The organism is Solidesulfovibrio aerotolerans, from assembly GCF_009856865.1.
Lineage (GTDB): Bacteria > Desulfobacterota > Desulfovibrionia > Desulfovibrionales > Desulfovibrionaceae > Solidesulfovibrio > Solidesulfovibrio aerotolerans.
In genome coordinates this window covers 99,128-113,069 of the sequence record NZ_WVUD01000002.1, presented here as the reverse complement: position 1 = coordinate 113,069, position 13,942 = coordinate 99,128, and the positions used below count along the sequence as shown (strand labels likewise).

Here is a 13,942-nt window from a genome sequence, read left to right as displayed (position 1 = left end):
GGCCCGATTTTACCGAGTAAAGGGGGCCTTAAAAAAAACGTTTCATTGCGCCTTGTTGACCAGAACTTTGGCTGGGCGCAACAGCCGGCCGCGCAGCATATAGCCGCTCTGGACGACCTGGGCCACGGTGTCGTCGGCCAGGCCCGCCACAGTGGCCACACCGAGGGCTTCGTGGGACTCGGGATTAAACGGCTCGCCGGTCGCGCCGAACTCGGTCACGCCGTGGCGCGATAAAATATCGACGAAGGCCTTGCGGGTCATGTCCACGCCGACCACGAAATCCTTGCAAACGTCCTTGCCGCGACCGTGGGCCAGGGCCAGATCGAGGTGGTCAATGATGGGCAGCAGCTCCGAAAGAAGGCTTTCCGTGGCGTATTTCTGGAATTCTTCTTTTTCTTTGATGAGCCGTTTCTTGAGATTTTCCGTTTCGGCAAAGGCGCGCAGGCGCTTATCCGCCTCGGCGGCCAGTTCGGCGCGCAGGCGTTCGACGGCTTCCGCCGGGGTGTCCTCGGCCGGGATTTCGGACGCGGTGTCAGGGGCGAGCGGTTTTTCCTCAGGGGCCATGTGTCCTCCACAACGAGCGTTTGGGCGCAACAAAAGGCCGGCCTGCGCCGGGCTGTTGCGACTCGGATGGTGCTTGTTAAAAATGCCGGTCGAGAAGCCGGGTCAGGGTGCTGGCGGTGTAGTTCACCACCGGCACGAGTTTGGCGTAGTCCATGCGCAGGGGACCGATAAGGCCGATGGCCCCCAGGGTGCGCGAGCCCGTGCCGTAGGGGGCGGTGATGACCCCCAGATCGACCAGGGCGGCCTGATCCGACTCGTCGCCGATTATGATAACCGTTTTAAGCTCGTTTACGGTTTTGTCCAGCAGATCGAGTAGAATCGTGCGTTCTTCGAGCACGCGCATCAGTTCGCGCATATGCTCGGCGTCGGTGAATTCGGGTTGGGACAAAATATTGGGCGTGCCGTCCACAATGACTTCGCTGGCTGGGGCGCGCTCATGCTCCAGGGCCGAGCGGGCCATGGTCAGGGCGCGCAGGCACAGGGCATTGAGCGAGCGCCTCGCCTCTTCCATCTCGCGCACGATGCTGGCCCGCACTTCGGCCAGGGTGCGCTCGGTAAAGAGATGGTTGAGATAATTGGAACAGGCGATCAGATCATCGGCCGTGACATCCGGGGCGGTTTCGATGACCCGCTTGCGCACAAGTCCGCCCTGGAGCACGAGCAGCACCATAACCAGACCGGTGTTTAACAGCGAAAAATCGATGCGCTTAAAGCGCGCTCCGGCCGGATTGGGGGCAATGACCATAGACACTTGCAGCGACAGCCCCGACAGCAACCGCGAGGCCTGGCGCAGCACGTCGTCGAGTTCGAGGCCGGCCAGGGTCAGGTTGTCCAGGATGCGGCGTTTCTGGACATCGCCCAGGGGCGACAGGCGCATGACCTGGTCGAGGTAGAGGCGAAAGGCTTTGGCTGTGGGCACACGACCGGCCGAGGTATGGGGCTGTTCCAGGAAGCCGGTATCGGTCAGATCGGCCATGATGTTGCGGATGGAGGCAGCGGACAGGCCCAGGGAACAGAATTTGGACACGGCCCGGGAACCGACGGGAGCCGCCGAAGCAATATAGGCTTCGATGATGGTGGTCAGGACTTCCCGTTCCCGGTCGGCAAGAGGCATGGCACGTCCTTGTTTGGCACTCGCCCTATTCGAGTGCCAAACGAGTAACAACCGAACCCGGGGGTGTCAAGGGAGGGCGGCGATGATGGAGGACTATCACGCGGAAATTCCATCCATTTTTTTCTGCCGCAGCCCAGCGGCCGGCGGCGTTAGTCCTGGCCGGGGAGCAGGCCGGAAGGCTCGGTGCTGGTGGCCGGCGGCAGCGTGCGCAGCCCGGTTTCCAGTTCGGCCCACAGGGCGACATGGGCGCGCCGGGCCGCTTCCTCGGTGGGGCGGGTGTCGTGCATCAGCGGCGAGGCCTGGACCGTCCGGCGCAGTTGGGCCAGCCCCTCCCGGGCCGTCAGCACGGCTCGGGCCGGCACAGAGATCCGGGGAAGCAGCCGGCCAAGGCCGGCCAGCGGGGATGGCGTGTCAGCCAGGGCGCGGTGGGACGGGGCGGCGTTGGCCAACACGGCCCAGTAGCCCATGCAGCCAATCAGCAGGATGGAAACAAGGGATTTGGAAAGACGCATACGGCACTCCATAAAAGGCGGGCTGGCGGTGCGGCCTGCCCGCAGGGTTTTCCTGCGCCGGCCGGGCCGGCTGTAGTCATATCATCTGCTGTTTGACAGCCGCAGTCGGCGCGGCCGGGGCCACGGAAACCAAGCTTCGATGCACCCGCAGCCAGGACCGGGAAAATAGTCCATCGTATCATCTGATGTTTGTGTGCCAGAAAAAACAGCTCCCATGCTTATTGCTCCAGGGCCTTGATATCGTGGGTGAAGTGGTCAAGCCCTTCCATGGCGAAGCGGGCGGCGGCTTCGGCGTCCTGGCTGGTGATGGCGTCGAGCAGGCCGTTGTGGATGTGGTCCTGGAAGCGGTTGACGCCGACATCGGCGATCAGGTGGTCGAGAAAGTCCTGAAAGACCATGCAGAAGCTGCGGTAGAGGTCGGCCAGCAGGCTGTTGCCGCTGGCGGCGGCCACGGCGGAATGAAAGGCGATGTCAGCGGTCACGTAGCCGTGGGTGTCGCCGGCGGTCATGGCGGCTTTTTTGCGCGCCAGACACTCGCGCATGGTCGCCAGATCGAGTTCGGTGCGGTTGGAAGCGGCCAGGCGGGCCGTTTCCACTTCGATGATGCGGCGCACTTCGCGGATTTCACCGGCCGTGGCCCGGCGCAGGCGGTATTCGAGTGGTTCCTGGCCTGACGCGCGGCTGAGCACATACGTGCCGTCGCCCTGGCGCACTTCAAGCAGACCTGCGCTGACGAGGACGCGAATGGCCTCGCGCACGGTGGAGCGTCCGACCCCGAGTTGGGCCATGAGCGTCGGCTCGGTGGGGATCTTGGCCCCGGGCGCAAAGATGCCCAGGGAGATTTTCTCCTGGATTTGCTGGATCACGAGATCGCAGAGCTTGCGCGAGCGGACAGGGCTTAAGCGGGCGGGCATCGTCAGATGATCTCCTCACCCGGGCTTTTAGGAAGCGGGCCGACGCCTGTCAAGGGTTTGAAGCGCCATTGTGACCGAAATGCCGCCGCGCTCCGTCCGGCATCGGTCTCCCTGATATGTCGGGTGGCCTGCCATCACAAGCATGTATTGGATTGCGGCAGCATTGCCGGGTAGGAGTATGACCCATTTGAGACGGTTGTCGGCCGAGTGCCGGGGAGGGTTCTATGGACAAAGGATCAGGGCTGGGACGCAGACAGTTTTTAAAAATGGCGGCGCTTTCGGCCGGGGGGGCGCTGTGCGCCGCTGCGCCGGCCCAGGCCCAGGCCCAGGCGGCCGGCGAGGTGCTGCAGGTCTGGTCCTGCGGCGGGCTGGCCGAAGCCATGTTGCCGGCCAATGCCGATTTCGAGGCCGCGTCCGGGGCCAGGGTGGTCTATACCGGAGCCTTTGCCGCGGCGCTTGGCAAGTCGCTGCTCGGTTCGGCCATCACCGACGTCTTTGCCGGCCGGGTGCTCGATCTGGCCAAAAAGTTGCGGGCCGAGGGCAGGATGGCCTGGTTTAAGCCCCTGTGCTTCACCCAATATGTTCTTGTCACGCCCAAGGGCAATCCGGCCGGGATCACAAGCGTCGCCGATCTGGCCCGGCCCGGGGTCAAAGTGGTGCTGGCCCCCGAGGCCTCGCCTCCGGGGGGTGCGGCTGCGCTTAAAATTCTTGAAAAGGCCGGCATTTTGGAAGCAGCCAGGAAAAACGCCGTTACGCTCGGCAGTTGTGTGCAGCGCACCATGGACGACATTGTATCCGGGCGCGGCGACGCCGCCATTGTGGAACTGCGGCTGACCCGCCTGCCGGCCTTTGCCGGGCGTATGGACGTGGTGTCCATCGACCAGGGGCTTTTCCCGCCGCCGCCCATGACCTTTACCGTGGGCGTCATGACGAGCACCACAAAGCGTCCCCTGGCCGAGGCCTACGCCGCCCATCTACTCTCGCCGGCCGGCCAGTCCCAGTTCGAGCGCATGGGCTTTGTGCCGGCCCTTTCAAATAAAGGGCAGCAACTTGTGGAGAAATACGGGGTCAAAGATGTCTGAGAGTGCTGTGACCAAAACGGGCTTGGCGGGGTGGCGCACACTCCTGCGCCGGGGCGTCCAGGTTCTCGGGGCGGCGGTGCTTGGCCAGTGGTCGCTCTACGGCCTTTTGCGCTGTCCCTTTGTCGTGCCCTTTGTCAGTTGCCAGAACTGTCCGGTCATCACCTGCTATGGCCGGCTCATGCCGCTCTACTGGGGCTATTGGCTGGCGTTGCCGGTCAGTGCGGTGCTTTTCGGCCGGGCCTTTTGCGGCTGGGCCTGTCCGGGCGGGCTGGCCGTCAGTCTGCTTGGCAGGTTCGCGCCCTTTGGCCGCAGCCTGAGGCCGCGCCTGGCCCGGCTGGCCCGCTGGGCCGGTGCCGGCAAGTATCTGGCCCTGGCCGGGTGTCTGTATGTCTATTACGTCCTGGGCCAGCCCCGGGCCGACGTGCCCATCCGGGTGGGGGCGTTTTTTGAAGCTGCGGCCCTGACCTTTGAGCACGCCAGTACGTTCTGGCTTGTGCGCACGGCCATTGCCCTGGGATTTCTGGCGCTTGGCCTTGGTGTGGCCGCAGCCTGGTGCCGCTTTGCCTGCCCCATGGGCGGGGCGCTGGAGCTGGTCAAGGGCGCGTCGCTTTTCAAAGTCTTTAAGACCTCGGCTTGCAACGGCTGCGGCAAGTGCACGAACGTGTGCGAGATGGCCACCCGGCCCGAGGAAGACAACTGCACCAACTGCGGCGACTGTCTGGACGCGTGCCCGACAGATGCCATTGGATTTGGCCGCAAGCCAAAGGAAAAACAGGGGAAAAGCGCCTAGGCCGGCGACGCTGGCCGTGGACGTGAAAAAAATATCTGGCCCGTGGCCCCAAGCCCGGCCTTGGCGGCATCGCAGTCGTTGGCTGCCCGGGCGCTCAGGCCACTTTGACCATGGAGCGGCGCATGACCTCGGCCGAGTGCATGTCGAGCACCCGCCCCTCGCCGTAGCGCACCACGTCGCCGCCAAAAAAGGCCACGTCAGCCGGATCGTGGGTGACCATGACCAGCGGGATATCCAGGCGGGCCAGGATACCGGCCAGTTCGGCCCGCACCTTTTGGCGCAGGGGAATGTCCAGGGCGGAAAAGGGTTCGTCCAGGAGCAGGGCGGCCGGTTCGTTGGCCAAGGCCCGGGCCAGGGCCACGCGCTGGCGCTGGCCGCCGGAAATGCGGGCCGGGCGCTGGTCGGCCAGATTGGCGATGCCGAAAAGGTTGAGCATCTCCTGGACCCGGTTCGCCGCTTCCGGGGAGAGCCGCCCCCACAGCGGGGACAGGCCGAAGGCCACGTTTTGGCGCACGGTGAGGTGGGGAAAGAGGGCATAGTCCTGGAAGACGTAGCCGATGCGGCGATCCCGGGGCGGCACGAACACGCCGGCCTCCTGGTCGAAAAATTCCCGTCCGTCCACGCGGATGGAGCCGGTGTCCGGGCGCAGCAGACCGGCCAGGGCGCGCAGGGTGAGCGTTTTGCCCGAGCCGGACGGGCCAAAGAGCACCACCCGGTTGCCCGATACGGCGAACTGGGCGTTTAAGTGAAATTCCCGGCCGCCGCAGCAGTAGCTCTTCTGGATATCCACGGAAATGCGCATGGTCGTCTCCGGCAAGGCGGTCTTTGGGCCGTCCCCGGAAGCGTTGGCGCCTGCGGGGACGGTCCAGGCACAGTCCTAGGGCTTTTTAAAACCGAACTTGGCCAGGATGGCCTGGCCCTTGGGGCCGGCCACAAAGGCCACAAAGGCACCAGCGTCCTTTTTGTCCTTGGCCCCGGCCAAAACGGCGATGGGGTAGGTCACCGGCGTCTCCACCGGCACTTCGGCGATGACTTTGACCTTGTCCCCGCCCTGCTTGGCGTCGGTGCCGTAGACGAAACCGGCGTCCACTTCGCCGCGCGACAAATAGTCCAGCACCTGGCGCACGGACTCGGCCATGATGCACTTGGGGGCCAGGGCGTCCCACAGTCCGGCCTTGGTCAGGGCGGCCTTGGTATAGCGGCCCACGGGCACGGAATCGGGGTTGCCGATGGCAATGCGTTTGACCGCCGGGGCGGCCAGGGTGGTCAGGTCTTTGATTTTGCCCGGGTTGTCGGCGGGCGTGGCCAAAACCAGGGCGTTTTGGGCGAAGTTGACCCGGCTGGCGGTGTCGATAAGATTTTTTTCGGCGGCCTGGTCCATGGTCTTCTGGTCGGCCGAGGCAAAGATGTCCACAGGCGCGCCCTGGGCCATCTGGGAGAGCAAGGCACCCGAAGCGGCGAAATTAAACGTCACGGTCACACCCGGATGGTCCTTGGCAAAGGCGGTTTTGACCTCGTTAAAGGCGTCGGTCAGGCTGGCGGCGGCGGACACGGTCAGATCGCCGGCCAGGGCCGGGGCGGTCAGGCACAGGGTGAGGGCAAGGGTTAACAGGAGCTTTTTCATGGGCAACATCCTCTGTGTCAGGCTTTGGGTTTGATGATCTTGGCCACGATCACGAGAAGCGCCACGCAGGCCAGGGAAATCAGCAGCACCAACTCGTTGGCCAGGGCGTCGTTGCCGGCCTGGGTGGCGCTGTAGACCGCCAGGGACAGGGTCTGGGTCTTGCCCGGCAGATTGCCGGCGACCATGAGCGTTGCCCCGAATTCCCCCATGGCCCGGGCCAGGGCCAGCATGACGCCGGCCACGATACCGCGAAGGGCCAGGGGAAAGGACACCCGGAAAAAAATGGCCAGTTCGGACGCACCAAGCGTTCGGGCCGCATTTTCCAGGTTTTCGTCCACGCCCTCAAAGGCCGCCCGGGCCGAGCGGTAGACCAGGGGAAAGGCCACCACCGAGGCGGCCACCACCGCCCCTTCCCAGGTGAACATGATCGATACCCCGAAGGTGTCCCAGAGATAGCTGCCAATGATGCCGCGCCGGCCGAGCACCACGATGATGTAGTAGCCGAGAACGGTTGGCGGCAGCACCATGGGCAGCGTCAGGACGGCATCGACCAGATCCCGGCCGGGAAAGTCGCGCATCTGGGCCAACCGGGCCAGGAACACCGCCGGCACGGCGGCAAGGGCCGTGGCCAGGGTGGCGACCCGGAGGGTGAGGAGCAGGGGGGGCAGGGCATTGGCGTCAAGCATGCAGATGTGTCTCTCGTGTCGGCTGGCCGGCCTGTCGTCGCGTTCATGGATGTCTTGTGGCGGCGACAAACCATGACATTCCTGTCATAAAGGATAGATGCTTATTTTGTATAGACTGTCACGATTAATACTGAACAAGTGTAACTGGGTTGGATCGACTGTCACGATTCGTGCTGAACGAGTGTAACTTGGTTTAAGCGGCTGTTGCAGCGCCAAACGGTACGGATACGCTGTGCCACCGCAGTCACATATCGCGTTTGCTCCGGCGTTTTAATCGGAGCGTTTGCGTCGCTGGCCTTCCTCTTTGTCGTCGTTGGCAACGGGACAGGGGACAGGAACCGGGCCGGGGCGCGTCAGCAGGGCCAGCAGGGCTTCGAGCAGCGGGACGAGCATGGTGGCCTCCTTTGTTCTCACAGCATTGGAAAGCAAGACTGATGCCACGCGCAACACGGCGCAATGTCAAGATCTTTAAAAAGGATTCCGGCAAAGGGATGCCGTTGCCGCCAAAAACGGCAGACAAAACGACATTTTCGTCGGTGGGTGGAGCTGGCCCTGGCTGTCGGGCCATGCCGGCGGGCCAGGGATGGCGGGCGTTGGTGGGAGCAGTGGCAGGCCGGGGTGTCGCGTCAGCCGAGGATGGACAGCGCCTGATCCAGGTAGGAGCTGATGGCCTCCTGGGTCGGCGGAGGCATCTGGCGGAATTTAAGCCCAAGCTCCAGCCGGCGGCCGGACAGGGCCACGCGTTTGACGATGCCGCCCAGCTTTGCAGTGCCGTTTGTACCGAACAGACCACAGCGCAGTTCCACGGCGTCATCGATGCTCACGACCGGGGGCGTTTCGGGGACGGTGGCCGAAAAAAGACAGCCGGAGTGGCTCAAATCCAGGACCATGCCCGGGATATCGGTGCCGGCGATGACGGCCTGACCGGGCAGACAGCAGGCCACGCGCGCGTGGCGGCGCAGATCATGGGATTCAAGTTTTTTGGGAAAAGTCAGGAATATGAGCGGGAAAGGAATCTGGATGCATTTGATCACCTGGGCTGTGAAACCGACCACCGTGCCTTCGTTGAGATAGCGCACGATAACGGCGTTATCCGGGTAGAGCATCTGGTAAAAGCCCTCGCGCACCGTTTCCGCCAGGACCGGCACGGCGGCAACCAGAAAACGTCCCCGGGCATGCCCGACGCAGGCCGTGGTGAATTTGTCCGGCAGTCCCGTGATTTCAAGGGCCAGACGGGTGCCGGGCGGGCAATGGAAATGGGCCAGATCCGGGGCGCTCATGGGGCAGCCCCGTCAGATTGCGCGTCGCCAGCCATGGGTGTGCCCACCTTGTCGAGATAGTCGCGATAGCGCCGGGCCGGTTCAAAATCAGGCCGCAGGGCCAGGGCGGTATCGAGGTGGGTGCGGGCCGCGTCGTGATTGCCGGACTCGGCCAGGGCGCGGGCGATGTTGAAATGGAGGTTTTCATCGCAACTGTTGTGTTCCAGGGCCTTGGCGTAAAAGCTGATGGCTTCAGCGAAGTGCTTTTCCTTGCGCAAGGTGATGCCGAAATCGTTAAACAGGTGGCGTTCCTGTTCCTGGAACAGCGCATCATTGCTTAAAATGCGGCGCATGGCCGAAGCAAGTTTTTTGCCGTCGCCTTTTTGCATGTGGATCTTGCCCAGTTCGATGTTGGCCTTGGGATGCTTTTCGTCCAGGAGCAGCGCCTTGCAGAATTCTTTTTCCGCTCCGTCCAGATCCTCTTCGGCCAGATGCTTGTCGGCCTGGGCCAACTTTTTTTTCAGGGAATCAATAAACGGGAGACAGCGTTTTTCGTAATAGCCCGCCTCGGGGTGGTAGGTGCGGATGAATTCGCCTTTGCTGACCGTGGTCAGCGGCCCGGACGGGATGGCGTTGCCGTTGAGCGCCTGAACGAGGTATTCGTCGTCTTCGGTGCGTCGCACAAACCAGTACGTCTTTTGCTCGTAGGTGCGGGCTGTTGCGCCATGCCCCGTGGCTGCGGCCTTGGCCAGCGAATAGACCCCGAGAATGCGGCAGGGAATCGGGGAGGGGCTTTCGTGATCCGTTTCTTGTTCCTGCTGTACCGCACCAGTGATTGTCACGATGTCGTCCATTGGTTCGAGGCGGTTTCGACCAACGAAAGCAGGCGTTAATCGAAGGGGGTGCCGGTTATTCCAGGCGAAACGAACGCGGTGGGAAATTACCGCTGCCTGGTTGGGCTCATAAGCCCACTCCAACTGTCTGACGCATACACCGGCACCGGCATCGTGTCAAAATAAAGGCGGCCGCCCTTTGTCCAAGAGCGACCGCCTGGGTCGAAGTATAGAGCGTTGGGTCTGCGTCAGCAGCCTTCGCCGCTGCCGCCGCTGCAACAGGCTTTGCCAAGCCCCTTGCGCCGGCTCTTGAGCCGGGCCAGATCGCCCGCGCCGTAGACCTCGGACAGGGCGGTTTCCACCAGCCCGGAACACTCGTAGGCCAGGACGCCGGTATCGGCCAGGATCTTGCGCGGCGTCTCGCCGCAGGCAGCAATGAGCACGGCCCGGCAGTCGATGAGCAGTTTGGCCAAGTCCACCCAGCGTTTGGTGCCGGTGCCGGCTTCCGGGGCCCAGCGCTCCTCGACGAAGGTAAAGGTGTCGCCTTCCTGCTGCCAGATCTGAAACTTGTGGGCCTCGCCCAGATGCATGTTGACGAGCATGCCTTCGCGGGTGGCCACCGCCACATACGGGCGCTTGGACAGGTCGGTCCCGGGCAGAGTCTTGGCGCAGTCGCCCAGAATGCCGGCCATCTCGCCGGACATATCCTTGCCGAGCAGCCCGACCGCGTCGGCCCGGCAGCGCTTGCAATGGGTCATCTGGGGCACGAGATGCTTGGCCTGTTCCCGCAGCCCGTGGATAAGCTCGTGGGTGGGGGCGGGCACGTCGGCAAAGGGCGTGTCGGCCACCGGGAAGATAGGCATGATATTTTGGATATCCACACCCAGATACGACAGGGTTTTGGACACTTCCACCACATGGTGGTCGTTGACCCCGGGGATGACGATGGTGTTGGATTTAACGATCAAGTCATGCTCTTTTAAAATCCTGATGCCTTCGATCTGGCGGGCCATGAGCAGCTCGGCAGCGGCCTCGCCCCGGTGAATGACCTTGCCGTCGCGGGCCCAGGAATAGATGCGCGCCCCGATCTTGGGGTCCACGGCGTTGACCGTGACCGTCACGTGGGTCACGCCCAGTTCGGCCAGGGTGGCGGCGTAGGTCGGCAGGGCCAGGCCGTTGGTGGACAGGCAAAAAAGAAGCTGGGGATACTTGGCGTGCAGGAGACGGATGGCCTCCAGGGTTTCCGGGTTGGCCAGGGGGTCGCCCGGGCCGGCGATGCCGCACACGGTGATGCGGGGTTCTTTTTCCAGCACCTTATCCATATACAGCAGCGCCTGCTGCGGGGTGAGGATGGCGCTGGTCACGCCCGGACGCGATTCGCTGACGCAATCGTATTTGCGATTGCAAAAATTGCACATGATGTTGCACTTGGGGGCTACGGGCAGATGGACACGGCCGCAGGAGCCGGCGGATTCCCTGTTAAAACAGGGGTGCTTGGAAAGATCTTTGGTGGTGCTCATGTCATGCTCCTTTAGAGATAGCCGTAACCCACGGCGCTTTCTTCCTGCTTGCGGTCAAGGATGGTGTTGACCAGACGATCAAAGAGTTCCTGGGTGCCGCCATAGGCCACATGGCGCATACGCTGGCCGCCGAAGCGGTCGTGGATGGGAAAACCCACCCGCAAAAGCGGCACGTTCCAGGCTTTGGCATAGCTGTAGCCCTTGCTGTGTCCGACGAGCAGGTCCGGGGCCAGATCCGCGGCCTGTTCGGAAATGTCGTGAAAGTCTACACCCAGGCGCGCTTCGGGCGGCTCGGGCAAAAGGCCGGCCGTGACCTCGGCCAGGGCGGCCTTGAAATTCTTGCAGGTGGACCCGGTGGCAGCCAGGATGGGCTTGACCCCGATCTCGGCCAAAAAGGCCACCATGGCGATGACCATGTCTTCCTCGCCGTAGACGATGGCCCGTTTGCCGGCCACGTACTTGTGCCCATCGACATAGGCGTCCACCAGCCGGCCGCGCTCATCGAGATATTTTTGGGGCGTGGGCGTGCCGGTGAGCTTTTCCAGGGCGGCGAAAAAGGCGTCGGTCTCGCGGATGCCGATGGGGATGCCCAGGCCCAGGTTGGGCACGCCGAAGCGGCGTTCCAGGTTGGTCCCGGCAGATTCCACCACATGGACGGCCCGGCCGCATTCGATGGACCCCAGCGCCCCGGACATGGCCCGGATGTCGGCCAGGGTGGTGCCGCCGGCCGGCAGCTTTTCATAATCGAGCAGGGCCGGGCGGTCCATGGAATCGGAGATATCGGGCAGGACTGTTGCGGCCACGCCGAAGTCAGCCAAAATCTCTTTAAAATGCCGCAGATCGGACGGCGAGACCAGCCCCGGCATGAGGTTGACCCGGCGCTCGGGGGCGGCCTTTTGCGTCACAAGCTGTCCGGCCAGGGCGGCCACGGCGGCGTGCCAGCCTTCCATATGGGTGCCGGAATAGCTCGGAGTGGACACATGAACGATTTCGGGCAGGGGCAGGTCGGCAAATTCCTTGCGAAATTCAGCCAAAAGGCGCGGCACGTCATCGCCGATGGTTTCGGTCAGGCAGGTCGTTGCCACCCCGACCACCGTGGCCCCGTACTTGGACATGACGTTTAAGATGCCCTTTTTCAGATTCGGGCCGCCGCCAAAGACGGCCTGCTTTTCGCCCAGGGCCGAAGAGGCAATGTCCATGGGCTCGCGGAAATGGCTGATGATGTAGCGGCGCATGTAGGTGGCGCAGCCCTGGGAGCCGTGCAGGAAGGGAATGGCCCCTTCTATGCCCCGAAAGGCCAGGGAAGCGCCCAAGGGCGTACAGAGCTTGCAGGCGTTGGTGGTGGAAACGTAGGGTGAATCGCTCATATACCTTCTCCCTTGGCGGCCTTGGCCATGGCTTCGCGGCGGGGCACGAACTGCCAGATGGGGCTGGTGGCCGAGGCGTGGACTTCGCGTGCGAAGTTGAGCATGCCGACGAAGCCTTCCAGGGCTTCCTTGCGCTCATGGTTGTGGTCGCAAAAGCCGACCCCGAGCTTGTGGGCGATGGGGCGTTCCTTCACACCGCCGACAAAGAGATCCACGTCCAGTTCCTTGACGAATTTGGACAGTTCCAGCGGGTTGGAGTCGTCCACTATGACCGTGCCCGGATCGCAGATGGCGGCCAGTTCCGCGTAGTCTTCCGTGGTGCCGGTCTGGGAGCCGACCAGCACCACCTGCATGCCCAGGTGGCGGAAGGCCTTTATAAGGGAGAAAGCCTTGAACGCGCCGCCCACGTAAATGGCGACCTTCTTGCCTTCGAGATCCTTGCGGTACTGCTTGAGCTGGGGCAACAGCACGGCGAGTTCTTCGCGCACCACCTGCTGGGTGCGCTCGACGATGCCCGGGTCGCGGTCTTTAAAATGTTCGGCCACGGCGTACAGCGAGTCGGCCATGTCCTCGATGCCAAGGTAGGAGACGCGCAGGGAGGGAATGCCGTATTTTTCCTGCATCATCTTGGCCAGTTCCATGGTGGAGCCGGAGCACTGCACCACGTTTAAGGCCGCGCCGTTGGCCCGGCGGATGTCGTCCACCCGGCCATCGCCGGTGATGTTGGCCACGACTTCAACGCCCATGCGCTTGAAGTAGTCGCGGATGATCCAGATTTCCCCGGCCAAGTTGAAATCGCCTAAAATATTGACGGAGATGGGGCTGATGCCGCTAACATCGCCCGTGCCGGTCAGGGTGAACATGGCCTTGCAGGCAGCGGTGTAGCCCTCGCGCTTGTTGCCCTTAAAACCTTCGGACTGCACCGGAATGACCGGGATGCCCGTGGCAGCGGTCACGTCCCGGCACACCGCGGCCACGTCGTCGCCGATGATGCCGACGATGCAGGTGGCGTACACGAAGGCGGCCTTGGGCTGATAGCGGGCAATGAGTTCGAGCAAGGCGGCCTTGAGCTTTTTTTCGCCGCCGAAAATGACGTCTTTTTCCTGGAGGTCGGTGGAAAAGCTCAAGCGGTGCAGCTCCGGTCCCGAGGACAGCGCGCCCCGGATGTCCCAGGTGTAGACGGCGCAGCCGATGGGGCCGTGGACCAGATGCAGGGCGTCGGCAATGGGGTAGAGCACCACCCGGGAGCCGCAGAACACGCAGGCCCGCTGGGACACGGCCCCGGCCAGACTGTCTCGGTTGCAAGCCAGTTCAAAAGGCCCCTCGCCCGTGCGGTGGATCTGATCCTGCCGTTCCGCTAATATCCCCTGTTCCATGAACGCTCCTTTCCCTGTCGCCAAGCGATGGGGCAAACGTGACCTTACAAGGAGCGTGCCAGAGTATAACTAGATAAATTCATGTGCTTTATTTCCTGTTAAGGGTGTAGTGATACAAAATTGTACGGCGCCCCCCGACGAAATTGTAGACCACCGGGGTTCTGGAACCCTCCATTATTTTGCATTTGTGGGTTAACCGCCGCAACGGGCTGTTTGCCGGACGAAAAAGCGCCGCCAGGCCGGCCCGTATGCCCGGGGAGCTGTCCGGGACGCGGCAAAGCGGGGGAAAAGCTGCTTCTGT

Annotated in this window: 15 protein-coding genes; 2 read left to right on the top strand and 13 right to left on the bottom strand. The window is 63.1% G+C overall.

Annotated features, from left to right (window positions below; genetic code table 11):
• Nucleotides 1-42: 42 nt before the first annotated feature.
• The 4 genes from GTA51_RS02165 to GTA51_RS21195 form a co-directional block, all read right to left on the bottom strand.
• Nucleotides 43-564 carry a nucleotide exchange factor GrpE gene (locus tag GTA51_RS02165; protein WP_160958292.1) on the bottom strand — a complete coding sequence of 174 codons (522 nt, stop codon included), beginning with the start codon at nucleotides 562-564 and terminating at the stop codon, nucleotides 43-45.
• 76 nt (nucleotides 565-640) lie between these two features.
• Entirely contained in the window at nucleotides 641-1,678 is a 1,038-nt protein-coding gene (hrcA, locus tag GTA51_RS02160; protein WP_160958291.1) for a heat-inducible transcriptional repressor HrcA, read from the bottom strand.
• Between the two features lie 149 nt (nucleotides 1,679-1,827).
• On the bottom strand, nucleotides 1,828-2,190 hold the full coding sequence (locus tag GTA51_RS02155) for a hypothetical protein (protein ID WP_160958289.1): 363 nt from the start codon (nucleotides 2,188-2,190) through the stop codon (nucleotides 1,828-1,830).
• 218 nt (nucleotides 2,191-2,408) lie between these two features.
• Entirely contained in the window at nucleotides 2,409-3,104 is a 696-nt protein-coding gene (locus GTA51_RS21195) for a FadR/GntR family transcriptional regulator (RefSeq protein WP_160958288.1), read from the bottom strand.
• A gap of 224 nt (nucleotides 3,105-3,328) precedes the next feature.
• Here GTA51_RS21195 and GTA51_RS02145 point away from each other — a divergent pair, with 224 nt between their 5' ends.
• Both GTA51_RS02145 and GTA51_RS02140 read left to right on the top strand, forming a co-directional pair.
• Complete coding sequence (locus tag GTA51_RS02145) at nucleotides 3,329-4,186, top strand: substrate-binding domain-containing protein (RefSeq protein WP_160958286.1); 858 nt, start codon at nucleotides 3,329-3,331, stop codon at nucleotides 4,184-4,186.
• Nucleotides 4,179-4,976 carry a 4Fe-4S binding protein gene (locus GTA51_RS02140; protein ID WP_160958284.1) on the top strand — a complete coding sequence of 266 codons (798 nt, stop codon included), beginning with the start codon at nucleotides 4,179-4,181 and terminating at the stop codon, nucleotides 4,974-4,976. The genes GTA51_RS02145 and GTA51_RS02140 overlap by 8 nt, the downstream gene beginning before the upstream one ends.
• 94 nt (nucleotides 4,977-5,070) lie before the next feature.
• Here GTA51_RS02140 and GTA51_RS02135 read toward each other — a convergent pair whose 3' ends face one another.
• From GTA51_RS02135 to nifE, 9 genes are all read right to left on the bottom strand, one after another.
• On the bottom strand, nucleotides 5,071-5,778 hold the full coding sequence (locus GTA51_RS02135) for an ABC transporter ATP-binding protein (protein ID WP_160958283.1): 708 nt from the start codon (nucleotides 5,776-5,778) through the stop codon (nucleotides 5,071-5,073).
• A gap of 75 nt (nucleotides 5,779-5,853) precedes the next feature.
• Nucleotides 5,854-6,600, bottom strand: a complete 747-nt coding sequence (gene modA, locus GTA51_RS02130) for a molybdate ABC transporter substrate-binding protein (protein WP_160958281.1) — start codon at nucleotides 6,598-6,600, stop codon at nucleotides 5,854-5,856.
• Between the two features lie 17 nt (nucleotides 6,601-6,617).
• Nucleotides 6,618-7,286, bottom strand: a complete 669-nt coding sequence (gene modB / locus GTA51_RS02125) for a molybdate ABC transporter permease subunit (RefSeq protein ID WP_160958279.1) — start codon at nucleotides 7,284-7,286, stop codon at nucleotides 6,618-6,620.
• A 270-nt stretch (nucleotides 7,287-7,556) separates the two neighbouring features.
• Nucleotides 7,557-7,679, bottom strand: coding sequence for a hypothetical protein (locus GTA51_RS21190; protein WP_281353926.1), 123 nt, complete (start codon nucleotides 7,677-7,679; stop codon nucleotides 7,557-7,559).
• A 233-nt stretch (nucleotides 7,680-7,912) separates the two neighbouring features.
• Entirely contained in the window at nucleotides 7,913-8,566 is a 654-nt protein-coding gene (locus tag GTA51_RS02120; RefSeq protein WP_160958278.1) for a flagellar brake protein, read from the bottom strand.
• Nucleotides 8,563-9,387 (bottom strand): tetratricopeptide repeat protein, encoded by an 825-nt coding sequence (locus GTA51_RS02115; RefSeq protein WP_343039435.1) that lies wholly within the window; start codon nucleotides 9,385-9,387, stop codon nucleotides 8,563-8,565. The genes GTA51_RS02120 and GTA51_RS02115 overlap by 4 nt, the downstream gene beginning before the upstream one ends.
• Before the next feature lie 239 nt (nucleotides 9,388-9,626).
• The gene (locus GTA51_RS02110) at nucleotides 9,627-10,898 is read right to left on the bottom strand and encodes a radical SAM protein (protein WP_160958275.1); all 1,272 of its coding nucleotides are present in this window, start codon (nucleotides 10,896-10,898) and stop codon (nucleotides 9,627-9,629) included.
• Nucleotides 10,899-10,909: 11 nt separating this feature from the next.
• On the bottom strand, nucleotides 10,910-12,265 hold the full coding sequence (locus GTA51_RS02105) for a nitrogenase component 1 (RefSeq protein ID WP_160958273.1): 1,356 nt from the start codon (nucleotides 12,263-12,265) through the stop codon (nucleotides 10,910-10,912).
• The gene (nifE, locus tag GTA51_RS02100; RefSeq protein WP_160958271.1) at nucleotides 12,262-13,641 is read right to left on the bottom strand and encodes a nitrogenase iron-molybdenum cofactor biosynthesis protein NifE; all 1,380 of its coding nucleotides are present in this window, start codon (nucleotides 13,639-13,641) and stop codon (nucleotides 12,262-12,264) included. The genes GTA51_RS02105 and nifE overlap by 4 nt, the downstream gene beginning before the upstream one ends.
• Between the last annotated feature and the right edge of the window lie 301 nt (nucleotides 13,642-13,942).